The following is a 21,069-nucleotide window of genomic DNA, read 5'->3' on the forward strand; positions in this document are numbered from 1 at the left end:
CGTTGAGGAGAGGGTCATGGCGGAGTCGGTCTCGGGGCGCGAGCTGCGCTCGACGGTGCGCGAGGACGGGACGCTGACGCTGTCGCTGGCGCGGGTGACGCTGGATCCGCCGGGCCCGGGCGAGGTGATCGTGGCGGTTGAGGCCGCGCCGATCAATCCGTCCGACCTGGGACTGCTCGTCGGCCCCGCCGATCCCGGATCGGCGGTTCCGGGCGGCAGCGCCGACGCGCCGACGCTTACCCTGACGATCCCGCCCGATCGGCGCGGCGCGGTGGCGGCGCGGCTCGGCCAGTCGCTCCCGGTCGGCAACGAAGGCGCGGGCACGGTGATCGCCGCGGGACCGGACGTCGAGGATCTGGTCGGGAAGACCGTCGGCATGATCGGCGGCGCGATGTTCGCCGACCACCGCAAGCTCCGCGCGAGCGACTGCATCGTGCTAAAGGACGGGCAGACCGCCGCGGACGGTGCAGCGATGTTCGTCAACCCGCTGACCGCGCTCGGCTTTGTCGAGACGATGCGGGCGGAAGGGCACCGCGCGCTGGTCAATACCGCCGCCGCGTCGATCCTGGGACAGCAGCTCAACCGCATCTGCCTGGCCGACGGGATCCCGCTGGTGAACGTCGTGCGCAGTCCGGAGCAGGCGCAGCTGCTGCGCGATGCGGGCGCGACCCACGTCGTGGACACCAGCGCCGACAATTTCCGCGAGGCGCTGAAGGCCGCGGTCGCCGAGTCCGGCGCGACGATCGCGTTCGATGCGATCGGCGGCGGCACGCTCGGCGGGCAGATCCTCGCCGCAATGGAAGCGGCGGCGAGCAAGGATGCCGCTTACAGCCGGTACGGATCGGACATGTTCAAGCAGCTCTACATTTACGGCATGCTCGATCCCGGGCCGACGATCATCAACCGCAGCTTCGGCTTCGCGTGGAGCGTCGGGGGGTGGCTGCTGTTCCCGTTCCTGCAGAAGGCAGGCGCCGAGGTCGCGGGCCGCCTGCGGGCGCGGGTGCGCGACGAGCTGACCACTACCTTCGCCACCCGCTATTCTCGGACGATCGGGCTGGCCGAGGCGCTGCAGCCGGAGGTCTTCGCCGCCTATGAGCGCAAGGCGACCGGCGAGAAGTTCCTCATCGATCCCAGGCGATGAGCTCACAAGTTGCTGTAGATCAGTAACATAGGTCGGGAACGAAGCTCCCGCTGGCGCGCTTCCGCCCCATGTCGTTCCAGCAGCTCGATCCGCCGCTCCCGGTTCATGTCCTCGACAAGGGCGCGGGGTACGCCTTCGCCGTGATCGACTACGGGCAGGAGCATAACTTGATCTGGGTCACCGCGATCAACGACACGGGCGAGATCTGGTGTGCGCCCAACCCGCGGGTGCGGATGCTCGCGAACTGGACGATGGGGCGCAAGCGACCGCCGGTGCTCGACAAGGGCGTGGCGAAGGGCGAGTGCGCGGGCGAGGCGGCCGAGCAGGCGCACTGACAGCCGGGACTTGCCGCTGACCGAGCGCCAGCCGATAGGGCGGCAATGCGGCCGACCCAGCCCGTCCTCTTCTTCGACTCCGGTGTCGGCGGCCTGTCGGTCCTCGCGCCCACCCGCGCGCTGCTTCCGGCGATGCGCGCGGTCTACGTTGCCGACAATGCCGGTTATCCCTACGGAACGCGAAGCGAGGCGGAGATCGCTGCCCGCGTGCCCGCGCTGCTCGGGCGGCTGGTGGAGCGGTACACGCCACGGCTGGTGGTGATCGCCTGCAATACCGCCTCCACCATCGCGCTCGCCGCGGTGCGTGCCGCGCTGGACGTGCCGATCGTGGGGACGGTACCGGCGATCAAGCCGGCGGCGCAGACCAGCCGCACCCGCGTGATCGGCGTGCTCGGCACTGCCGCGACCGTGCGCCAGCCCTACGTCGACGACCTGGCGACCCGCTTCGCCAGCGACTGCACGGTGCTGCGCCATGGATCAGCCACGCTGGTGACGCTGGCCGAGGCGAAGCTGGCGGGCCGGGCGGTCGATCAGCACGCCGTCGCCGCGGAGCTTGCCGCGCTTACGGTGCAGCCAGAGGGCGAGCGGATCGACGTGATCGTCAACGCCTGCACCCACTTTCCGCTGCTCGATGCGGAACTGGCGGTCGCGGCGGGGCCGGCGGTCCGCTTCGTAGACGGCGGTCCCGGGATCGCGCGCCGTGTCCAGCACCTGACGGACGGGCAGGACTTCACCCCGGCCGAGGACATCGCCGTCTTCACCCGGTTGGACGATGCGGCGCGCGCGCTCACGCCCGCGCTCGCCCGCCACGGCTTCACCAGGCTGGAGCTGCTGTGAGACAATTTGTCCAACGACTTGCGAATGGTTCGCGCTGGAAATGCCGGGGACACACCGGTAAGTGACGCCGCCATGACCATCGAGAGCGTCAGCGGGGAGGGGATCGACACGCGCCACCGGCCGGTCGATTACGGCCGCGTGTTCACCCAGGCGATCGACCGGCTGCATGCCGAGGGCCGCTACCGCGTGTTCATCGACATCCTGCGCAACAAGGGTATGTTCCCGAACGCGCGGTGCTTCGCCGGCCACAATGGGCCGAAGCCGATCACCGTCTGGTGCTCCAACGACTATCTCGCGATGGGGCAGCATCCGAAGGTGATTGCAGCGATGGAGGAGGCGCTGCACGACGTCGGCGCAGGGTCGGGCGGCACCCGCAATATCGGCGGTAACACTCATTACCATATCGACCTGGAGGCGGAGCTCGCTGAGCTGCACGGCAAGGATGCGGCGCTGCTGTTCACCTCCGGCTACGTCTCCAACGAAGCGACGCTCGCGACGCTCGCCAAGGTGCTGCCGGGCTGCGTCATCTTCTCCGACGAGCTCAACCACGCATCGATGATCGCGGGCATCCGCAACTCGGGCTGCGAGAAGCACGTCTTCCGCCACAATGACCTTCAGCATCTGGAAGAGCTGCTCGCCGCGGCGGATCCGGCGGCACCCAAGCTGATCGCGTTCGAGAGCGTGTACTCGATGGATGGCGACGTGGCGCCGCTCCACGCGATCTGCGACCTCGCCGACAAGTACAATGCGCTCACCTACCTGGACGAGGTTCACGCGGTCGGCATGTACGGCGCGCACGGTGGCGGCATTTCCGAGCGGGACGAGGCGGCCGACCGCATCACCATCATCGAGGGGACGCTCGGCAAGGCGTTCGGCGTGATGGGCGGCTACATCGCGGCCGACCGGATGATCGTGGACGTGATCCGCTCCTACGCGCCCGGTTTCATCTTCACGACCAGCCTGTCGCCGGTCCTGGTCGCGGGCGTGCTGGCGAGCGTTCGTCACCTGAAGGCGTCGAGCGTCGAGCGCGACGCGCAGCAGGCCGCCGCCGCGCGGCTGAAGGCGCTGTTCACCAACGCCGGGTTGCCGGTGCTGCCGACCACCACCCACATCGTGCCGCTGATGGTCGGTGACCCGGTCAAGGCCAAGAAGATCAGCGACATTCTGCTCGCCGAGTACGGCGTGTACGTCCAGCCGATCAACTACCCGACCGTGCCGCGCGGGACCGAGCGGCTGCGCTTCACCCCCGGCCCCGCCCACGACGAGGCGATGATGCGCGAGCTGACGGACGCGCTGGTCGAGATCTGGGGCCGGCTGGAGCTGCGCCAGGCGGCCTGAGCCGCCGGGCGGCGGATCAGCGCACCGCCGCCGCGATCGCGCGCGCGACTTCCGCGTGCACGGCGTAGCGCCGGACCTGCGATCCTCGCGCCTCGGTCAGGTAGCTTGCCACCAGGATCGGCGCGCGTCCCGGGCGCGGCCATAGCACGCCGATGTCGTTGGCGCTGGTCTCACCCGTGCCGGTCTTGTCGCCCACCCGCCATCCCGCTGGCAGCCCGGCGCGCAATCGCCTCCCACCCGTCGTGTTGGCGACGAGCCAGCCGATCAGCCGCTGCCGCGACGCGGCTGACAGGACGGAACCGAACAGCGTGGCCCGCATCGTCGCGAGCATCGCCGCCGGCGTGGTCGTGTCTCGCGGATCGCCGGGCGTGCCCTCGTTCAGGTGAGGCTCGATCCGGTCGAGGCGGGTGACGCGGTCGCCGGCCGCGCGCAGAAAGGCGTTGAAGCCGTCGGCGCCGCCGATCAGCGGCAGCAGCAGGTTGGCCGCCGCATTGTCGCTGGTGGTCATCGTGGCGTGGCACAGCGCCGCAACCCGCATCGACCCGCCGACGCGGCGCGCGGTCACCGGCGAGTTGGCGATGATGTCGCCGCGCCGGACCGCCACCGCGCGATCGAGCGGGAGCCGCCCTCGATCTGCGGCGTGCAGGACGGCGGCGCTCAAAGGAAATTTGAAGGTGCTGCACATGGGAAAGCGCTCGCCGCCGCGCAGCGCAAAGCGCTGGCCGGTCGCGAAATCGAGCACCGCGACGCCGAGCCGTCCGGGCGCGCGGCGATCGATGTCCGCCAGCGTCGCAGCAAATCTGGCACCGCCGAAATCAGGCGTACCAGCGGCGTAGAGCCTCTCCGGCAAGATCGCGGCGGCGACGCCGGCCGCTCCGAGCATGACCAATACCTCACGTCGATCCATCACATCGCCTCCTCAGCCTGCCGTCGCAAACTGCTGATTGGCGGGTGGGTGCACAATCGACCATAAGTCGGCCGAGCCACTATAAATATCGGGGTGTCGCCACGTGGATCGTGCTCAGCTGCCGCTCAATGCCCTGCGTGCGTTCGAGGCGTCGGCACGACACGGCAGCTTTACCCGCGCCGGGCTGGAGCTGTGCGTCGGTCAGGCGGCGGTCAGCCACCACGTCAACCGGCTGGAGGCGTTGCTCGGCGTTCGCCTGTTCCACCGGCTGCCGCGCGGCCTGGCGCTGACCGACGAGGGCGCCGCCCTCTTGCCCGTGCTCGGCGACAGCCTCGACCGGATCGCCGGCGTGCTCGGCCGCTACACGGGGGCGCGGTCGCGCGAAACGCTCACGGTTGGGGTTGTCGGCACCTTTGCCGTCGGCTGGCTGCTGCCGCGGCTCGCCGCTTTCACGGCGGCGCAACCGTTCGTCGACGTACGACTGCGCACCAACAACAACCGGGTCGACCTGGCGGGCGAGGGGCTCGACTACGCGATCCGCTTCGGCGACGGCGCGTGGCATGGGACGGAGGCGGTGCCGCTCCTGGCCGCCCCGCTCACCGTGGTGGTCGCACCCACGCTGGCCGAGCAACTGTCCGGACCGAGAGCGCTGGCGATGGTGCCGCTGCTGCGGTCCTATCGCGCCGACGAATGGCCGCGCTGGTTCGCCGCCGCTGAGCTGGCGTGTCCGCCGCTGACCGGCGCGGTGTTCGATTCGTCGGTGACGATGGCGGCCGCGGTCACGGGCGGGGCAGGCGCCGCACTGCTGCCGCCCGCGATGTTCGCCGGCGCGCTGGACAGCGGAACACTGCTGGCGCCCTTCACGACGACGATCGACACCGGTCGCTACTGGCTGACCCGGCTAAAAACGCGCCCGCCGACCGAGGCGATGCGGGTGTTCCGGACGTGGATCGAGGCCGAACTCCGGTCCTGATCTGCCGCGCAGCGCTGTTCACGCGCCGCGACGTCTCACCATGACGGCGCGCTGAGGCAAACCGTAGTCGCTGCGCCCTGTTAACACCGCCTTCGATCCACTACCTAGGTGGTCGTTCGCGTCCGATCGGTGGCGGGACAGGAGGGGACGCTTGGCCGTGAGTGTGGTCGAAGGCGGTCGAAGGAGCGCGGTGGTGAACCCTTCCAGCTGTTGAGGTGCTTGCGCGGCGAGCACCGCGTCGATGAGCGCCGGGTCCGGTTGACCTACACCGGCTGGCATGCGCGCTGCACCGGCTGTCGGTGCAGGATGGTGCGGACCAACCAGGATTGGACGCCCAACAACTGGTAGGCGATCGGGCGCCGACCGCGCCGATCGTTCAGCTTACGACGACGCCCGTCGGCTTCACCGCCAGCAGCACGCCGGTTGCGATCGTCAGCAGCCCGAGCCCGAGCGACAGCGGCACGCGCAACTGCATCCAGTTGGCCGGCGCGATCCCGGCGATCGTCAGCCAGCGATCGACGGGAAGCGTCAGGAACAGCGCGACGCCGATCGCGACCAGCGACCAGGGCGACCCGCCGCTCAGCACGACGCCGGCACCGAGCGCTAGGGCGGCAAGGCTCGGCACCACCGCAACCGCGACGAGCGCGCCCTGCCGCCGGTCCGCCTCGCGCGACCCGAAGCCCCACCAAATTCCGCCCAGGAAGCTCAGGATCAGCAGCGGGTAGAAGGCGCCGATCGCGGCGGCCGCGCGCTCACCCGCGGCGACCAGCGCCGTGCTGGCGACCGCCGGCGCCAGGCCGGCGTAGCCGAGTAGGCGCGCGACGCGGCCCACCCGTGTTTCAGTCACGGCAGTATCCTTCGCCGGACTTGACGGTCAGGCAGTCCCGCTTGCCGGCCAGCCACTTGAGCCCGGTCGCGTCGCCGTCGCTCCGCCGCGCGACCACAGCCTCGCCGCCGCGGACGAAGCGCAGTCCATCGGCACTGACCGTGCCGTCGAAGCTGCCGCGATGGTCGAGGTCCCACTGGTTGTCGATGCGCACGCCGCCACCCGGTCTTGCCGCGACCGTCATGACCATGCCCTCCACCCCGACCCACCGCCCGAGGTAATCGGCTTGCATCATGCCCGTCGCACCGCCGCCGGCGGCGTTGGCGACGGCAGCGTCCTGGTCCGGGCGCCCGGCCATCCCACCCTCACCCGCGGGTACCTCCTCGATCGCGCCACCCGGCTGGGGCGGCACCACCGCGACGCTGTTGCCGACCGCGGCCACGTTGGTTTCCGCATCGCTGCCGCAGGCCGCGAGCAGGAGGGGCAAGGCGAGCAGGGCGTGGCGCATCATCGGCAGTCCTCGGTCAGGCGCGTTCAAGCAAGTCCAAGCGGACGGCGCCGCGGTCGGTTCCGATTCGCAGACTGGCACCCGGCACGGTTCGGCGCTACAGGCGCGGGCGTACTCTTCACGGGACCACCGCCGCCTCCATGCGCCTCGCCCTCGCCGCGGACCATGCCGCCTATGACCTGAAGCAGCAGCTTGCCGAGTGGCTGCGAACGGTGGGGCACGAGGTGCTGGACCTGGGCACCCATGGCGAGAGCCGCGTCGACTATCCCGATTTCGGCTACCGGTTGGCCGCAGCCATCGCCGCCGGCGAGGCGGAGCGCGGCATTGCGCTGTGCGGCTCTGGCATCGGCATCTCGATTGCGGTGAACCGCGATCCGGAATGCCGCTGCGCGCTGGTGTCCGAGCCGCTCTCCGCCGCGCTCGCCCGCGAGCACAACGACGCCAACGTTCTAGCGCTTGGCGCCCGCCTGATCGGGGTGGACCTCGCCAAGGCGTGCGTCACCGCCTTCCTCTCCACCGGCTTTGCCGGTGACCGACACACCGCCCGCGTCGCGAAGCTCGGCGCGCCCGCCTTCGCTGGAGAAGCCGCATGAGCACCGCCCCCTTGCCCGCCAACGACGTCCAGCCGGACGGTTTCTTCGCCCGCGGCCTGGCGGAGGCCGACGCCGCGGTGTTCGCGGGCGTCCAGCGCGAACTGACGCGCGAGCAGACCCAGATCGAGTTGATCGCAAGCGAGAACATCGTCTCGCGTGCGGTGCTGGAGGCTCAGGGCTCCGTCTTCACCAACAAGTATGCCGAAGGCTATCCGGGCAAGCGCTACTACCAGGGCTGCGCGCCGTCGGATGCGGTGGAAAGCCTGGCGATCGACCGCGCGAAGCAGCTGTTCGACTGCGGATTCGTCAACGTCCAGCCGCACTCGGGCGCGCAGGCGAACGGCGCGGTGATGCTCGCGCTGACCAAGCCCGGCGACACGATCCTCGGCATGAGCCTGGACGCGGGTGGGCACCTGACCCATGGCGCGCGCGCCGCCATGTCGGGCAAGTGGTTCAACGCGGTCCAGTACGGCGTCCGCGCCGACACCCACCTGATCGACTATGACGAGGTCGAGCGGCTCGCGACCGAGCAAAGGCCGACCCTCATCATCGCCGGCGGCTCCGCGTACCCGCGGGTGATCGACTTCGCCGCATTCCGCGCGATCGCGGACAAGGTCGGGGCGCGGCTGATGGTCGACATGGCGCACTTCGCCGGCATCGTCGCGGGCGGGCTGCACCCTTCGCCGCTGCCCTTCGCCGACGTGGTGACGACCACCACCCACAAGACGCTGCGTGGACCCCGCGGCGGCATGGTGCTGACCAACCGCGAGGATGTCGCCAAAAAGATCAACTCGGCCGTCTTCCCGGGTCTTCAGGGCGGCCCGCTGATGCACGTGATCGCCGCCAAGGCGGTGGCGTTCGGCGAGGCGCTCCGCCCCGAGTACCGCGGCTACATCGCGGCCGTGGTCGAGAACGCGAAGGTGCTCGCCGCGACGCTTGCGGAGCGCGGCTGCAACCTGGTGTCGGGTGGCACGGACACGCACCTGGCGCTGGTCGATCTCACCCCGCTCGGAGTCACCGGGCGCGACGCCGACGAGGCGCTGGAGCGCGCCGGGATCACCTGCAACAAGAACGGTATCCCCAACGATCCCCTGCCACCGGTCAAGACCAGCGGCATCCGCGTCGGATCCCCTGCGGGCACCACCCGCGGGTTCGGCGTGCAGGAGTTCCGGGACATCGGCCACATGATCGCCGACGTGCTGGACGCCCTGCGCACCGCGGGCGAGGGCGGGGACCCGAAGGTCGAGGCGGACGTTCTGGCCCGGGTGCGCGCGCTCTGCGCCCGCTTCCCGATCTACGAAGGATAACGCGCATGTCGCAGCTCGACGACGTCTCGAACACGATCAAGAACACGCCCGGGCTCGGCAAGAGCATGGCGAAATGGGGTGCCTTGGGTGCGTTGGTCGCGATCCCCGTGCCGTTCGTCGGCCCGATCATCGGCGCGGTTGCGGGCGCGGGCTATGCCTACATGAAGCGGAACAAGCGGGTCTGAATGCGCTGCCCGTTCTGTGCGCATGAGGACAGCCAGGTAAAGGACAGCCGCTCCAGCGAGGATGGCGCGGCGATCCGCCGCCGCCGACAGTGCGAGGCGTGCGGGGCCCGGTTCACCACGTTCGAGCGCATCCAGTTGCGCGAGCTGACCGTTGTGAAGTCGGAAGCGGGCAGCGAACTGCCGCGACGCGAGCCGTTCGACCGCGAGAAGCTCATCCGCTCGGTCTCGATCGCGTGCCGCAAGCGCCCGCTGGAACCGGCGCAGATTGACCGACTGGTGTCGTCGATCCAGCGCCAGCTGGAGACGCAGGGCGAGGCGGAGGTCTCCTCGCGCCGTATTGGCGAGCTGGTGATGGAGGGTCTGCAGGCGCTCGACTCGGTCGCGTACATCCGCTTCGCGAGCGTCTACAAGGACTTCCGGGAGGCTCGCGACTTCGAGGAGTTCGCGGGAAGTGTGACGGAGGCGGGGCGGGGATAGGTGCGGCCCTTCGATACGGGTCTTCGCCAGGCTCAGCCCCTACTTAGGGCGAACGGAGGTAAGGTACTGACCTCTTTCCCCACCCGTTCGTCCTGAGTAGCGACTGAGCAAAGGCGAAGGCGCGTATCGAAGGACCTTGGAGTGAGCTTCCACACCTACATGCTGCGCTGTCCGGACGGCAGCTACTACGTCGGCCACACCGACAATCTCGAACAACGCGTCGCCGCGCACCGGGCCCGTCAGCTGCCGGGCTACACACAAGCGCGTCGTCCGGTCGAACTCGTCTGGTCGGAGGCGTTCGCCACCCGTGAAGAGGCACTCGCGGCCGAGCAGCAGCTGAAGGGCTGGCGGCGCGAGAAGAAGGAGGCGTTGATCGGTGGCGACTGGGCGCGTGTCTCGAACCTCGCGCGCAAGTCCTTCGACACGGGTCTTCGCCAGGCTCAGCCCCTACTCAGGACGAACGGGGAGGGAGCGACCGAAACGAGCGTAACTCCACCCCCCGCTATTGTCCTCGTCCGCCCGCAACTCGGCGAGAACATCGGCAAGGCCGCCCGTGCCATGCTCAACTTCGGGCTCACCGACCTGCGGCTTGTCGCGCCGCGCGACGGCTGGCCCAATCCGCAGGCCGGCCCGGCGGCGAGCGGGGCGGACGTGGTGCTGGCGCAGGCGCAGGTGTTCGAGAGCGTCGCCGACGCCGTGGCCGACTGCGCCCACGTCTATGCGACCACAGTGCGCAAGCGCGGAGTGACCAAGCCGGTGGAGACACCGGAGGCGGCGGCGGGCGAGATGCGCGCCGGGCCCGGCCGCTCCGCCATCCTGTTCGGACCCGAGCGGTCGGGGCTGGAGACGGACGACGTCGCGCTCGCCCGCACGATCATTACCGTCCCGATCAACCCAGAGTTCGGCAGCCTCAACCTCGCACAGGCGGTCATCCTGGTGGCTTATGAGTGGTCGAAGGGGCAGGCGCTCGAGAGTCCGCCCGCGGTCGACCTCGAGCCGCCGGCACCCCAGGCGGAGCTGGAGGGGCTAATCGGCCAGCTCGACGCCTTGCTGGAGCGCTCCGGCTTCTACTACCCGCCCGACCGGGTGCCCGCGACCCGCCGCACGCTCCGCAGCTTGCTGACCAAGCCCGGCTGGTCGAGCCAGGAGCTCCGCACGCTCCGCGGCGTGCTCTCGGCGCTGGAGGGCAAGAAGCGGCCGCGGGGATGATGGACTTGGGATCGCGCCTGCTGCAGGGGTAGCGGACGCAGCCATCGGAGTCGTGCCTTGGTCCTTGCTCTCGCCCTGCTCGCCATCATCCCGCAACAAGCCGCTCCAGCCCCCGAGCCCGCGCGGGAGGAGTCCAAGGTCTGTCGGCGCATTCAGATCACCGGATCGCGCACCGGCGGTGCGCGGGAGTGCCGTACCGCCGCCGAGTGGGCCAAGCTCGATGCGGACAACGCCGGTAAGGCCAATCGCGAGATCCGCGGCCTGCAAGGACCCAACTGAGCCGCGGCGGGGTTGACCGCCCGGTTCCCGTCCTCTACTGGCCCGCGCTTCGCAATGGCCCCGCACCCCGGTGAAGCGGTGGCCCGTGTGCGTCCTGCATGGATGCGTTACGGCGGAGACCGGGACCAACGTCAACCGATTGCCAAGGATTTACGATGTCGAAGCGCACCAGCGCCAAGCACAAGATCGATCGCCGCATGGGCGAGAACATCTGGGGCCGCCCCAAGAGCCCCGTCAACAAGCGCGAGTACGGCCCCGGCCAGCACGGCCAGCGCCGCAAGGGCAAGGTCAGCGACTTCGGCATCCAGCTGCGCGCCAAGCAGAAGCTCAAGGGCTACTACGGCGACGTGACGGAGAAGCAGTTCCGCGCCTGCTATCATGAGGCGTCGCGGATGAAGGGCGACACCGGGCAGAACCTGATCGGCCTGCTCGAGCAGCGGCTGGACATGATCGTGTACCGCGCGAAGTTCGCCCCGACGATCTTTGCCGCGCGCCAGCTGGTCAGCCACGGCCACATTCGCGTCGATGGCGTGAAGTGCAACATCGCGTCGCGCCGCGTGAAGGCGGGGCAGGAAATCTCGCTGGGCAACAAGGCGCAGGAGATGGCGCTGGTGCTTGAGGCGCAGGGCCTGTCCGAGCGTGACATCCCCGAGTATGTCGCGCCGGACGGCACCGCCAAGGTGACCTTCACCCGCGTGCCGACGCTCGACGAGGTGCCCTATCCGGTGAAGATGGAGCCGAACCTGGTGGTCGAGTTCTACAGCCGCTGATGTGAACGTTCCGGCGCAGCCGGGACGAACTCCGCTCAGCGGCCCAGTCGGCGCCGCTGCGGGCCGCGACCGACGGCGCGGCTCCGCCGCGACGCGCAAAATAGAGAAGGGCGGTTCCGTGAGGAGCCGCCCTTTTCGTTTGTGCGAGCGGCGCGGTTAGCCTGCTGTCAACGGCTGCACGGCTAGGCTGTGCCGATGCGGGGACGGCTACTCACGGCGGACAGGCTCGGCGCGATCGCGCTCGGCTGGTGCATCGCCGCCCTCGCGTACCTGGTCCAGCATCTCGCCGGACAGGCGCGGGTCGGCTGGACCGACGGGGTGGATCGTCCGTTCGGCGAGGATTTCATCAACTTCTGGTCGGCGGCGCGGCTGGCGGCAAGCGGCGCGGTCGCAGCCATCTACGAAATCGAGGCGTTCCATGCCTTCCAGGTCGGCGTGGTCGGGGCGCCGATCGACCTCTATCACTACAGCTATCCGCCGACGCTGCTGCTGCTGACCGCGCCGTTCGCGCTCTTCCCTTATCCACTCGCCTGGGCGCTCTGGCAGGGGCTGGGCTGGCTCGCCTTCGCACGCGCGCTCAGGCGGTGGCTGCCGCGCGGCTGGCTGCTGCTCGCGCTCGCGTGGCCCGCCGTCCTCGTCAACGCGGTCAGCGGCCAGGCCGGGGCGTGGATCGCCGCGATTATCGGCTGGGGACTGATTCTCCTGCCGCGCCGGCCGCTGCTCGCCGGGCTCGTCTTCTCGCTCCTGACCGTCAAGCCGCAGTTGTTCTGGCTACTGCCGGTGGCGCTGCTCGCGGGGCGGGAGTGGCGCGCGCTCGCCGGAGTGGCGATCGGAGCGGCCGGCCTGATCACGCTCGCGACTTTGTGCTTCGGGGTCGACAGCTGGGCCGCCTATGCCGAGCAGGCAGCGCTGCTGAAGCGCGTCATCCTGGAGGATGGCACGGGCGTGTGGCACCGCATGGTCTCGGTTTTCGTGCTGGTCCGGCACGGCGGCGGCTCGGTGGCGAGTGCCTATGCGGCGCAGGCGCTCGTCAGCATCGCCGTTGCGGCGCTTGTCGCGCTGGCGTGGCACCGCCGAGTCGCCGCGAAGGAGTGTGTTCTTACACTCGGTCTGATCGCGGGATCGCTCTACGTCAGCGACTATGACTGCGTGCTGCTCGCCTTTTCCGCCGCGTGGCTGTGGTCGCGCGGCGCGGTGCAGCGTGGGTGGGTCGTCCTGCTCGCCGCAATCCCGCTCGTCGCCGCGCCCGTCGCGCTCGCCAGCGGCACGGCGCTGGGTGCGATGCTGCTCTGGCCGGTCCTGCTCGCGATGGGACGCGCCGGGCTGCTCGGCGCAAGTCGGCCCGATCGGCCCCGGCCGGTACACGCGACCGCGTGACCTCGCGGGCGTCCTCGCCTAAACCGCCGCGCATGACCATCGCACCTCCGCCCGAATGGGCGCCGCACGACGCCGTCTGGATCGGTTTCCCCTCGCACGGAGAGCTCTGGCTCGACGACCTCGACCAGGCGCGCGACGAAGTCGCGGCGTTCGCCCGTGCGATTTATGCTGACGGCCGCGGTGAGCGGGTCCTGCTCGTCGCCGCCGACGGCGAGGCGGCCGACGCGGCGCGCGCGCTTGCCCCGTTCGCCGAGGTGGTGGTGCAACCGTTCGGCGACATCTGGCTGCGCGACACCGGGCCGATCGTCACCGGCGATGGCCAGGCGCGCGACTTCGGCTTCAACGGCTGGGGCGGCAAGTACGACCTGCCCGGCGACGACACCATCGGCGCGCGGCTGGCGGAGGATCGCGGGCTCGCCGTCATCACCTGCGACTGGGTGCTGGAGGGCGGCGCGATCGACGGCGACGGCACCGGGCTGGTCGTGACCACCGAGCAGTGCCTGCTCAACCCGAATCGCAACCCGCGCCTGTCGCAGGCCGAGATCGAGGCGCGGCTCCTGTCAGACCTGGGGCTGACCCGCGTGCTGTGGCTGGGCGACGGGCTGCTCCACGATCACACCGACGGGCACGTCGACAATCTCGCCCGCTTCGTCGGTCCGAACCGGCTGGCGGTGCCGGAGCCGTGCGAGAACGATCCGAACTGGCGCGTGTACCAGGACGCGGCGGCGCGCGCGGCGGCGTTCGGGGTCGAGGTCGTCCGCTTACCGTCGCCTGGCCGTGTGCTCGGCGCGGACGAGGAGATCGTGCCGGCGAGCTACATGAACTTCTACATCGGCAACGCGGCGGTGGTGGTGCCGGTGTACGGCCAGGCCAACGACGACGCGGCGGTCGCGACGATCGGCACGCTGTTCCCCGGGCGGACGGCGGTCGGGTTGCGGGCGGACGCGATCCTGACCGGCGGCGGCAGCTTCCACTGCATCAGCCAGCAGCTTCCACGGCGCTGAGCCGGACGGCAGGGTGGCTGGCGTGTTCCGCCCGCTCCTGACCGGGGCCAGCGCGCGAGAGCGGGCGATCGCCTGCCTCGGCGCGGCCCTCTGCATCGGCGCGACCGCGGCGCTGTGCGCCCTGGTGCCGGGCGTGAGCGGGACGCTGCCGGCGATCGCCGCGCCGCTCGGCGCATCGGCGGTGCTGGTGCTGGCAGTGCCGAGCAGTCCGCTCGCGCAACCCTGGCCGGTGATCGGCGGCAATGTCGTCTCCAGCCTGGTCGGTGTTCTGGTCGCGCGGGTCGTGCCGGGTCAGGCGCTCGCCGCCGGCGTCGCGGTCGGCGCGGCGATCGGGGTGATGTCGCTGCTGCGCTGCCTCCATCCGCCGGGCGGTGCGGCGGCGCTGACGGCGGTGATCGGCGGACCGGCCGTGCAGAGCGCCGGCTTCGGCTTCGCGCTGGCGCCGATGGCGGGCAATTCGCTAGCGCTGGTCGCGCTCGGCCTCGCCTTTCACCGGCTGACAGGGCGCAGCTACCCGCACCAACCCGCACCGATCGCGCCCGTGGCGGAGAGCGGAATCGACATGGCCGACATCGACGCCGCCGTCGCCGACCTGCACGAGAGCTTCGACATCGCCCGCGCCGACCTCGACGCGTTGCTGACCCGCGCGGAGCTACACGCCGCCGCACGGCGCGCGCGCGACGGCTGAGCGGCATTGCGTCACGGACACGCGTCGCTACATCGCCGCCCATGACCGAGATCACAGTTGCCGCGCTTCAGCTCGCCTTCTCGGGCGAGATCGACGCCAACATCGCCAATGTGTCGCGCCTGGTGCGCGAGGCGCACGCGCGCGGCGCGCAGGTGATCCTGCCGCCCGAGCTCTTCGAGGGCGAGTATTTCTGCCGGGTGGAGGACGAAGGGCTGTTCGCCTCCGCGAAGCCGGTTGGCGAGCACCAGGCGGTCCGCGCGATGAAGGCGCTCGCCGCCGAGCTCCGCGTCCACATCCCGACCAGCTTCTTCGAGGCCGACGGTCCGCACCACTATAACTCGCTGGCGATGATCGGGCCGGACGGACAGGTGCAGGGCGTCTACCGCAAGAGCCACATCCCCGACGGCCCGGGCTATGAAGAGAAGTTCTACTTCCGGCCAGGCAACACCGGGTTCAAGGTGTGGAAGGGGCCGGAGGCGACGCTCGGCGTTGGCGTCTGCTGGGACCAATGGTATCCGGAGACTGCGCGGGCGATGATGCTGATGGGCGCGGAAGTGCTGTTCTACCCGACCGCGATCGGGTCCGAGCCGCACGACACGTCGCTCGACACCGCGCGGCTGTGGCGGCGGGCGATGGTGGGGCACGCGGTGAGCAACGTCGTGCCGGTGGTCGCCGCGAACCGCGTGGGGACGGAGCACGGCCAGACCTTCTACGGCACCAGCTTCATCGCGGACGAGCGTGGCGACATCCTGGCCGAGCTCGACCGCGAGGAGGAAGGCGTGATAGCCGCCACGATCGACCTCGCGCGGGTCAAGCGGCACCGCGCGGCATTCGGCTTCTTCCGCGATCGCCGGCCCGAGCTCTACGGGCGGCTGGTGGAGGACGTCTAGGCGCGCGCCAAGGCGACTGCGCGGGCGAACACCGCGTCGAACATGGCAGGGGTGAGCCGGCCGGTGTTCTGGTTGAGGCGCGAGCAGTGATAGCTGTCGATCACGACCCGGCCGTCCGGCATGACATGCTCGGCGCCGTGGCCGAAGCGGCACTTCGGCAGCCTTCCGCCGAGCGCCTTGACGAGCGAGCGGTGCGCGACCTCGCCTAGCGCCACAAAGATGCGAGCAGCCGGCAGCGCAGCGATCGATCCCGACAGGAAGTCGCGGCAGGTCCGCACTTCTTCCGGCGTCGGCTGGTTGCCCGGCGGCAGGCAGCGGACGGCATTGAGGATGATCGCGCCGGTCAGCCGCAGATCATCAGCCCCGTCCGCTTCATAAGCGCCGGTTACCAGGCCGTGCCGCGCCAGCGCGTCGAACAGCAGCGGCCCCGCTCCATCACCGGTGAAGGCGCGTCCCGTCCGGTTGGCACCAAGCTTGCCGGGCGCGAGTCCGACGACCGCAATCTGCGCGGCCGGGTCACCCCATGCGGGCACCGGCGCGTTCCACCAGTCCGGGTGCTGGAGCCGCAGGGTCTCGCGCACGGCGACGAGGCGCGGGCAGCGCGGGCAGTCGTGCGGCGGCTCGGTCGCGGGCAGAGGGGATGCAGGCGGCACCGCGCTGCGCTAGGCGGCGGCGGTGGGGACGACAAGCTACGTGATCGCCATTGGATCGAACCGGTCGGGCAGGGCCGGTCCGCCGCCGGCGCAGGTGCGTGCCGCGCTCGCGCTGCTCGGCGGACGCGCATCGCCGGTGTTCGCCAGTGCACCGGTCGGCCCCTCGATCCGCCGCTACGCCAATGCGGCGACGCTGATCGACACCGACGAGCCGCCGGACGCGCTGCTCGCCCGACTGAAGGGGATGGAGGTCGCGTTCGGACGCCGGCGCGGACGCCGCTGGGGCGCGCGAGTGATCGACCTCGACATTGTGCTGTGGTCAGGCGGCATCTGTCGAACGCGCGCGCTGACGATCCCGCACGCCGCCTTCCGCGACCGGCTTTTCGTGCTCGAGCCGCTCGTTGAACTCGTGCCCGACTGGCGCGATCCGGTGAGCGGCCTGACTGTGCGGCAGCTACGCGCTCGGTTGACCGCCAGGCGTCCGCATCCTAACCGCGCGACCGGTGTGGGTCCGTAGCTCAGTCGGTAGAGCAAGCGACTTTTAATCGAGAGGTCCCGGGTTCGAGCCCCGGCGGACCCACCACCGCTACTCAGACCCGGCGCGGTCGCCGCAGCACCGCGACAATCGCGGCGATCGCGCCGCCGATCAGCACGTCGGGAACGACGGAGTTGCCGATCTCGTCGTTGTCGATCAGCATGCGGGCAAGAAAGCACACCAGGCCGGCGATCACGCCTGTCACGATCCAGACCATGAAGTGACGGGCGTTGCGCGGGGCAGGATCCTGCGTCAGGGCCATGTCTCGTTTCCTCTCGCGGGTGGCGCTTTGAACGTTTCGCCGAGTGCCTCGTTCACGGCCGCTAGACCCAGATTAGCTAGATTGCTGCGCGGAGAAGTAGCCGATGGGCGTGCCGGACGAACGGATGCAGTCAGGCACGATGGCGCCGGAGGAGCAGATCGCACCTGGCGTCCGCCGCCCGCCGCACCTGCTCTGGGCGATGGCGATCGGGGCGCTGGCGGTGCTGCTGGTGCTGCTCCTCGGAACGACGCTCGGCACCGCACGATCCTTCGCCTTCGAGCGCGCGATCACCGCTGCACTTCGTCAGGTCGGCAATCCCGCGGCACCTACCGGTCCGGGCTGGCTGCGCCCGATGATGATCGATCTGACCGCGATGGGCGGTACGACCGTGCTGACGCTCGCCAGCATCGGGGCGGTGGTGCTGCTGCTCACGCGCCGGCTGTGGCTGACGGCCGCACTGGTCGCGGCGGCGACGCTCAGCGGCTCGGTCGCGGTTGTGCTGCTCAAGCGGGTGGTGGCGCGGGCGCGGCCCGACCTCGCTGGGCGGCTGGTCGAGGTCGACGGCCACAGCTTTCCGAGCGGGCACGCCGCCAACAGCGCGATCGTGTACCTGACGATCGCGCTGCTCGCGAGCCAGGTTGTACATGGCCGGGCGACGCGCAACGTGCTGCTCGGCGGCGCGGTGCTGCTGGTCGGCGCGATCGGGACGAGCCGGGTCTACCTGGGCGTCCACTGGCCGGCCGACGTGCTCGCCGGCTGGTGCTTGGGGACGTTGTGGGCACTCGGCTGGTGGCTCGCCGGCGCGCGCCTCAGGTCCGCTCGCTGAGTTTGCGCTCCCACGCCAGCGCGTCGCGCACGATCCCGTCGAGGTCAGCATGCTGCGGCCGCCACGGCAGCGTCGCCAGGATCGCGGCATTGTCCGCGATCAGCGCGGCCGGATCGCCCGGACGGCGACCCTCCAGCCGGCGGTCAATCGTCATGTTCGTGACACGGTCGACCGCGTCGAGCACCTCCAGGACGGAGAAACCGCGGCCATAGCCGGCGTTCAGCGTGTGGCTGCGGGTCGGCTCGGCGATCAGCAGTTCCAGCGCGTGGACGTGCGCGGCGGCAAGGTCGGTGACGTGGATGTAGTCGCGCACGCCGGTACCGTCGGGCGTGGCGAAGTCGGTGCCGTACACGCCGACGTGGCCGCGCTTGCCAGTCGCCGCCTCCACCGCGACCTTGATCAGGTGGGTGGCGCCCGCAGTCGACTGGCCGGAGCGACCGTGCGGATCGGCCCCGGCGACGTTGAAGTAGCGCAGCGCCGCATAGTTGATGGGGTGCGCCGCCGCGACGTCGCGCAGCATCGCCTCCGTCATCAGCTTGGAGGTGCCATAGGGATTGATCGGGACGGTCGGATCGCCCTCCGCCACCGGCACCTTCTCGGGCGTGCCATAGGTCGCGGCGGTCGAGGAGAAGATGAAGTGGCGGACGCCGCCCGCTACCGCACTCTCGATCAGCGCGCGCGAGGCGGCGGTGTTGTTGCGATAGTATTTTAGCGGGTCGCTGACCGACTCGGGCACCACCACCGACCCGGCGAAGTGCATGATCGCGCGCACGTCATGCGCGCGGATCACGTCAACGACGCCCGGGTCCTCCACAGCCATCCGGACAAGCGTCGCGCGCGGATCGACCGCCCAGTCGAAGCCGGTCACGAGGTTGTCGATCACCACGACCCGGTAACCGGTGTCGAGCAGCGCCAGCACGGCGTGGCTGCCGATATAGCCAGCCCCGCCTGTTACGATCACCGAACCGTCCATGCCCTGTGCCCCCGCCAAGTTGTCCGTGACCGTCCTCAACCCTATCTCCCCATCGTAAGCAAGGAGACAGTGATGAGCGAGGTGGCGACATTTGCCGGCGGGTGCTTCTGGTGCACGGAAGCGGTGTTCAAGGATGTGATCGGCGTCGAGAAGGTCGAGAGCGGATATATTGGCGGGCACGTCGCCAATCCGACCTACAAGCAGGTGTGCGGCGGCGACACGGGACATGCCGAGGCTATCCGCCTGACCTATGATCCCGCACAGGTGAGCTACCACGACCTGCTCGACATCTTCTTCGCGACGCACGATCCGACCCAGCTCAACCGCCAGGGCAACGACGTCGGCACCCAGTACCGCTCCGCGATCTTTCCGCACGACGCCGAGCAGGAAGGCGCAGCGCGTGCGGCGATCGACCGCAATGGCGAGAGCTGGCCCGCGAAGATCGTCACCACGATCGAGCCGCTCGCCGACTGGTACACGGCCGAGGACTACCACCAGGACTATTGGGAAGGCGAGGGCCAGCGGAACCCCTACTGCCTGGCGGTGATCCCACCCAAGCTTCAGAAGCTGCGCAAGAGCTTCGCGGCCCGCTCGCGAGCGGTGACCGCCTGAGGTCTAGCGCAGAACTGTCACAATCCGATCGTAGCGTCGGTCGCTCACGGAGGGATCGATGGTGAAGATCGGGTTTTTGGCGGCGCTGGGGGCGATCAGCGGGCAGGGTGCCGCGCCGGCGCCGCAGACCTTTTGCCAGCGGATGGCGCCCCAGCTGGGCATGACGCCGATCGAGCGCGGGCAGCAGGGGGCGGCGTCCGGCGAGTGGCGGGCCAACCAGCTCGGCGGGGTCAAGAACCTTCTGCTCGGCGGCAGTACGATGGTGTCTTTCTCCGTCCAGCCGGTCGGCGTGGTGACCGAGCAGGCGGAGGTCGACCGACTGCAGAAGATGTGCGCGCAGGAAAAGAAGAGCGTAATCTGCCGCATGGAGGGTCCGGCCAGGCTGGTTGTCGGCGCGAGCAAGGCCACCGCCACGATCGAGGCGCGGCCCGGCGAGCGCGCCGAGGTCGAGATGCGCGGCACCACGGTCTACTGTCGCGGTCCCGCGGCGATTCGGACGCGTTGACGCATCGAAACTAGTTATTTGGGCCTTCGCTGAGGCGACGCCCGGTGTGTAATCCCGGCACTCAACATCCAGGCCGGGGTGGCGGAAGGGCTACCGATGGGCGGCTCGGCCCAGTCTGTCGTTGATCGCGACGCCGATCCCGTCGTCAGGTACCGGCGCGATCGCGATCGCGGTGCTGCCGCTCGCGTCTGCCCGGTGCAGTGCATCGAAGAGGTGCGCGGCCGCTTCCACCAGATCGCCGCTAGCCGACAGCGTGTCGTCGCCCGTGACCGCGCCGAAGCCGATCAGCCATTCGCCGTTGCGCCGTTCGGTTGCGTTCAGCCGCAGCCGTTTGGTCGGCGCGTAGTGAGAGGCGAGTTGGCCCGGCGCCACGACTGTACCTTCGCGCAGGCGGGCGCCTGGGGCCACGAGCGTTGTCGCTTCCGGCCCTGGGCCTCCGCCTTCGCGGGAGATCGGGTCGATCGGACCGGGCCGGAGCACCTTACCCGTCTGGCCGTCGATGATCGTCGACTCGACCCCTGCCGTCGTTGGGCCGTCATCGATCACCAGGGGGATGCGTCCGTCCAGGGTCAGCAGCACATGCGCCGCTCGGGTCGGGCTGATGCGGTTGCTGGCGTTGGCGGATGGCGCGGCCAGCGGCTTGCCGGTCGTGCGGAGGAGTGCCTGCATCGCGCGGTGGGCGGGGACCCGCACCGCCACCGTGTCGAGCCCGGCCGTGACCAGCGATGCGACCGCTCCCGTCTGGACCGGCAGCACCAGCGTCAGCGGCCCCGGCCACCAGCGCGCCGCCAGGTCGCGCGCACGATCGTCCACTACCGCGATCCGCTCCGCCGCGGCGAGATCGGGAACGTGGACGATCAGTGGGTTGAAGCTTGGCCGCCCCTTGGCCGCGTAGATGCGCGCCACCGCCGCCGAATCGCTAGCATCCGCCGCAAGGCCGTAGACTGTCTCGGTCGGCACCGCGACGCACTGGCCGTCGGCGATCAGCCGCGCCGCCTCCGCGATCGCGGCGGGGCCGTAGCGTAAGGTGCGGGTGTTTGTCGGAGGCACCGCCAAGCG

Annotated in this window: 27 protein-coding genes and 1 tRNA gene; 21 read left to right on the plus strand and 7 right to left on the minus strand. The window is 70.1% G+C overall.

All coding sequences use genetic code 11. The features are described 5' to 3' along the window. The first annotated feature begins 16 nt into the window (after nt 1-16). The 4 genes from CRO12_RS08520 (at nt 17) to hemA (ending at nt 3,651) form a co-directional block, all read left to right on the plus strand. A complete protein-coding gene (locus CRO12_RS08520; RefSeq protein ID WP_097063635.1) occupies nt 17-1,141 on the plus strand; it encodes a zinc-binding dehydrogenase in 1,125 nt (374 codons plus the stop codon). A 68-nt stretch (nt 1,142-1,209) separates the two neighbouring features. After that, nucleotides 1,210-1,476: a hypothetical protein gene (locus CRO12_RS08525; protein WP_097063636.1), complete on the plus strand. Its 267-nt coding sequence runs from the start codon at nt 1,210-1,212 to the stop codon at nt 1,474-1,476. 45 nt (nt 1,477-1,521) lie between these two features. Then, nucleotides 1,522-2,313 (plus strand): glutamate racemase, encoded by a 792-nt coding sequence (murI, locus tag CRO12_RS08530; protein ID WP_097063637.1) that lies wholly within the window; start codon nt 1,522-1,524, stop codon nt 2,311-2,313. A gap of 72 nt (nt 2,314-2,385) precedes the next feature. After that, a complete protein-coding gene (gene hemA, locus CRO12_RS08535) occupies nt 2,386-3,651 on the plus strand; it encodes a 5-aminolevulinate synthase (RefSeq protein ID WP_097063638.1) in 1,266 nt (421 codons plus the stop codon). A 16-nt stretch (nt 3,652-3,667) separates the two neighbouring features. Here hemA and bla read toward each other — a convergent pair whose 3' ends face one another. Beyond that, nucleotides 3,668-4,558 (minus strand): class A beta-lactamase, encoded by an 891-nt coding sequence (gene bla / locus CRO12_RS08540; RefSeq protein WP_097063639.1) that lies wholly within the window; start codon nt 4,556-4,558, stop codon nt 3,668-3,670. 103 nt (nt 4,559-4,661) lie between these two features. On the opposite strand from bla, the gene CRO12_RS08545 reads away from it, so the two are divergent. Then, the gene (locus tag CRO12_RS08545; RefSeq protein WP_097063640.1) at nt 4,662-5,531 is read left to right on the plus strand and encodes a LysR family transcriptional regulator; all 870 of its coding nucleotides are present in this window, start codon (nt 4,662-4,664) and stop codon (nt 5,529-5,531) included. Between the two features lie 376 nt (nt 5,532-5,907). Here CRO12_RS08545 and CRO12_RS08550 read toward each other — a convergent pair whose 3' ends face one another. Continuing rightward, the gene (locus tag CRO12_RS08550) at nt 5,908-6,378 is read right to left on the minus strand and encodes a DUF3429 domain-containing protein (protein WP_245858343.1); all 471 of its coding nucleotides are present in this window, start codon (nt 6,376-6,378) and stop codon (nt 5,908-5,910) included. After that, complete coding sequence (locus CRO12_RS08555; RefSeq protein WP_097063642.1) at nt 6,371-6,868, minus strand: hypothetical protein; 498 nt, start codon at nt 6,866-6,868, stop codon at nt 6,371-6,373. Before CRO12_RS08555 ends, CRO12_RS08550 begins: the two co-directional genes overlap by 8 nt. Before the next feature lie 137 nt (nt 6,869-7,005). On the opposite strand from CRO12_RS08555, the gene rpiB reads away from it, so the two are divergent. The 11 genes from rpiB to aguB all read left to right on the plus strand — a co-directional run bounded on the left by rpiB (nt 7,006) and on the right by aguB (nt 15,644). After that, nucleotides 7,006-7,458, plus strand: coding sequence for a ribose 5-phosphate isomerase B (gene rpiB / locus CRO12_RS08560; RefSeq protein WP_097063643.1), 453 nt, complete (start codon nt 7,006-7,008; stop codon nt 7,456-7,458). Next, entirely contained in the window at nt 7,455-8,765 is a 1,311-nt protein-coding gene (glyA, locus tag CRO12_RS08565; protein ID WP_097063644.1) for a serine hydroxymethyltransferase, read from the plus strand. The genes rpiB and glyA overlap by 4 nt, the downstream gene beginning before the upstream one ends. 5 nt (nt 8,766-8,770) lie before the next feature. After that, the gene (locus CRO12_RS08570) at nt 8,771-8,950 is read left to right on the plus strand and encodes a hypothetical protein (protein WP_097063645.1); all 180 of its coding nucleotides are present in this window, start codon (nt 8,771-8,773) and stop codon (nt 8,948-8,950) included. Continuing rightward, nucleotides 8,951-9,427 (plus strand): transcriptional regulator NrdR, encoded by a 477-nt coding sequence (nrdR, locus tag CRO12_RS08575; RefSeq protein WP_097063646.1) that lies wholly within the window; start codon nt 8,951-8,953, stop codon nt 9,425-9,427. It begins immediately after the preceding gene. Between the two features lie 141 nt (nt 9,428-9,568). After that, nucleotides 9,569-10,636 (plus strand): TrmH family RNA methyltransferase, encoded by a 1,068-nt coding sequence (locus CRO12_RS08580; RefSeq protein ID WP_097063647.1) that lies wholly within the window; start codon nt 9,569-9,571, stop codon nt 10,634-10,636. A gap of 57 nt (nt 10,637-10,693) precedes the next feature. After that, entirely contained in the window at nt 10,694-10,915 is a 222-nt protein-coding gene (locus CRO12_RS08585; protein ID WP_097063648.1) for a hypothetical protein, read from the plus strand. Nucleotides 10,916-11,070: 155 nt separating this feature from the next. Beyond that, on the plus strand, nt 11,071-11,685 hold the full coding sequence (gene rpsD / locus CRO12_RS08590; RefSeq protein WP_097063649.1) for a 30S ribosomal protein S4: 615 nt from the start codon (nt 11,071-11,073) through the stop codon (nt 11,683-11,685). 195 nt (nt 11,686-11,880) lie between these two features. Next, complete coding sequence (locus CRO12_RS08595) at nt 11,881-13,062, plus strand: glycosyltransferase family 87 protein (protein WP_097063650.1); 1,182 nt, start codon at nt 11,881-11,883, stop codon at nt 13,060-13,062. Nucleotides 13,063-13,094: 32 nt separating this feature from the next. After that, nucleotides 13,095-14,066 (plus strand): agmatine deiminase family protein, encoded by a 972-nt coding sequence (locus CRO12_RS08600; RefSeq protein WP_097063651.1) that lies wholly within the window; start codon nt 13,095-13,097, stop codon nt 14,064-14,066. Between the two features lie 22 nt (nt 14,067-14,088). Continuing rightward, nucleotides 14,089-14,754 carry an HPP family protein gene (locus tag CRO12_RS08605; protein ID WP_097063652.1) on the plus strand — a complete coding sequence of 222 codons (666 nt, stop codon included), beginning with the start codon at nt 14,089-14,091 and terminating at the stop codon, nt 14,752-14,754. A 41-nt stretch (nt 14,755-14,795) separates the two neighbouring features. Then, on the plus strand, nt 14,796-15,644 hold the full coding sequence (aguB, locus tag CRO12_RS08610; RefSeq protein ID WP_097063653.1) for an N-carbamoylputrescine amidase: 849 nt from the start codon (nt 14,796-14,798) through the stop codon (nt 15,642-15,644). Here aguB and CRO12_RS08615 read toward each other — a convergent pair. Beyond that, on the minus strand, nt 15,641-16,297 hold the full coding sequence (locus tag CRO12_RS08615; protein WP_097063654.1) for a uracil-DNA glycosylase: 657 nt from the start codon (nt 16,295-16,297) through the stop codon (nt 15,641-15,643). The genes aguB and CRO12_RS08615 overlap by 4 nt on opposite strands. A 22-nt stretch (nt 16,298-16,319) precedes the next feature. On the opposite strand from CRO12_RS08615, the gene folK reads away from it, so the two are divergent. Further along, nucleotides 16,320-16,814 carry a 2-amino-4-hydroxy-6-hydroxymethyldihydropteridine diphosphokinase gene (gene folK, locus CRO12_RS08620; RefSeq protein ID WP_097063655.1) on the plus strand — a complete coding sequence of 165 codons (495 nt, stop codon included), beginning with the start codon at nt 16,320-16,322 and terminating at the stop codon, nt 16,812-16,814. Further along, a tRNA-Lys gene (locus CRO12_RS08625) sits at nt 16,805-16,880 on the plus strand. The genes folK and CRO12_RS08625 overlap by 10 nt, the downstream gene beginning before the upstream one ends. A gap of 7 nt (nt 16,881-16,887) precedes the next feature. Here the strand turns inward: CRO12_RS08625 and CRO12_RS08630 are convergent. Beyond that, nucleotides 16,888-17,094 carry a hypothetical protein gene (locus tag CRO12_RS08630; protein WP_097063656.1) on the minus strand — a complete coding sequence of 69 codons (207 nt, stop codon included), beginning with the start codon at nt 17,092-17,094 and terminating at the stop codon, nt 16,888-16,890. Between the two features lie 103 nt (nt 17,095-17,197). On the opposite strand from CRO12_RS08630, the gene CRO12_RS08635 reads away from it, so the two are divergent. Further along, a complete protein-coding gene (locus CRO12_RS08635; protein WP_245858344.1) occupies nt 17,198-17,920 on the plus strand; it encodes a phosphatase PAP2 family protein in 723 nt (240 codons plus the stop codon). Here the strand turns inward: CRO12_RS08635 and galE are convergent. Then, nucleotides 17,904-18,893 carry a UDP-glucose 4-epimerase GalE gene (galE, locus tag CRO12_RS08640; RefSeq protein ID WP_097063657.1) on the minus strand — a complete coding sequence of 330 codons (990 nt, stop codon included), beginning with the start codon at nt 18,891-18,893 and terminating at the stop codon, nt 17,904-17,906. The genes CRO12_RS08635 and galE overlap by 17 nt on opposite strands. Nucleotides 18,894-18,965: 72 nt before the next feature. Here galE and msrA point away from each other — a divergent pair, with 72 nt between their 5' ends. Then, the gene (gene msrA, locus CRO12_RS08645) at nt 18,966-19,505 is read left to right on the plus strand and encodes a peptide-methionine (S)-S-oxide reductase MsrA (protein WP_097063658.1); all 540 of its coding nucleotides are present in this window, start codon (nt 18,966-18,968) and stop codon (nt 19,503-19,505) included. A gap of 58 nt (nt 19,506-19,563) precedes the next feature. Continuing rightward, entirely contained in the window at nt 19,564-20,010 is a 447-nt protein-coding gene (locus tag CRO12_RS08650) for a hypothetical protein (protein ID WP_097063659.1), read from the plus strand. Nucleotides 20,011-20,100: 90 nt separating this feature from the next. Here CRO12_RS08650 and CRO12_RS08655 read toward each other — a convergent pair whose 3' ends face one another. Then, nucleotides 20,101-21,060 (minus strand): L-threonylcarbamoyladenylate synthase, encoded by a 960-nt coding sequence (locus CRO12_RS08655; protein WP_245858346.1) that lies wholly within the window; start codon nt 21,058-21,060, stop codon nt 20,101-20,103. Between the last annotated feature and the right edge of the window lie 9 nt (nt 21,061-21,069).

This window comes from Sphingomonas guangdongensis (genome assembly GCF_900199185.1).
Taxonomy (GTDB): domain Bacteria; phylum Pseudomonadota; class Alphaproteobacteria; order Sphingomonadales; family Sphingomonadaceae; genus Sphingomonas; species Sphingomonas guangdongensis.

Coding starts and splice junctions, on each gene's coding strand:
- murI (WP_097063637.1), top strand. CDS start 1,522: ATGCGGCCGACCCAGCCCGTCCTCTTCTTCGACTCCGGTGTCGGCGGC.
- rpiB (WP_097063643.1), top strand. CDS start 7,006: ATGCGCCTCGCCCTCGCCGCGGACCATGCCGCCTATGACCTGAAGCAG.
- CRO12_RS08525 (WP_097063636.1), top strand. CDS start 1,210: ATGTCGTTCCAGCAGCTCGATCCGCCGCTCCCGGTTCATGTCCTCGAC.
- msrA (WP_097063658.1), top strand. CDS start 18,966: ATGAGCGAGGTGGCGACATTTGCCGGCGGGTGCTTCTGGTGCACGGAA.
- CRO12_RS08520 (WP_097063635.1), top strand. CDS start 17: ATGGCGGAGTCGGTCTCGGGGCGCGAGCTGCGCTCGACGGTGCGCGAG.
- CRO12_RS08635 (WP_245858344.1), top strand. CDS start 17,198: ATGGGCGTGCCGGACGAACGGATGCAGTCAGGCACGATGGCGCCGGAG.
- rpsD (WP_097063649.1), top strand. CDS start 11,071: ATGTCGAAGCGCACCAGCGCCAAGCACAAGATCGATCGCCGCATGGGC.
- hemA (WP_097063638.1), top strand. CDS start 2,386: ATGACCATCGAGAGCGTCAGCGGGGAGGGGATCGACACGCGCCACCGG.
- glyA (WP_097063644.1), top strand. CDS start 7,455: ATGAGCACCGCCCCCTTGCCCGCCAACGACGTCCAGCCGGACGGTTTC.
- bla (WP_097063639.1), bottom strand. CDS start 4,558: ATGGATCGACGTGAGGTATTGGTCATGCTCGGAGCGGCCGGCGTCGCC.
- CRO12_RS08600 (WP_097063651.1), top strand. CDS start 13,095: ATGACCATCGCACCTCCGCCCGAATGGGCGCCGCACGACGCCGTCTGG.
- galE (WP_097063657.1), bottom strand. CDS start 18,893: ATGGACGGTTCGGTGATCGTAACAGGCGGGGCTGGCTATATCGGCAGC.
- CRO12_RS08570 (WP_097063645.1), top strand. CDS start 8,771: ATGTCGCAGCTCGACGACGTCTCGAACACGATCAAGAACACGCCCGGG.
- CRO12_RS08650 (WP_097063659.1), top strand. CDS start 19,564: ATGGTGAAGATCGGGTTTTTGGCGGCGCTGGGGGCGATCAGCGGGCAG.
- CRO12_RS08630 (WP_097063656.1), bottom strand. CDS start 17,094: ATGGCCCTGACGCAGGATCCTGCCCCGCGCAACGCCCGTCACTTCATG.
- CRO12_RS08595 (WP_097063650.1), top strand. CDS start 11,881: ATGCGGGGACGGCTACTCACGGCGGACAGGCTCGGCGCGATCGCGCTC.
- aguB (WP_097063653.1), top strand. CDS start 14,796: ATGACCGAGATCACAGTTGCCGCGCTTCAGCTCGCCTTCTCGGGCGAG.
- nrdR (WP_097063646.1), top strand. CDS start 8,951: ATGCGCTGCCCGTTCTGTGCGCATGAGGACAGCCAGGTAAAGGACAGC.
- CRO12_RS08555 (WP_097063642.1), bottom strand. CDS start 6,868: ATGATGCGCCACGCCCTGCTCGCCTTGCCCCTCCTGCTCGCGGCCTGC.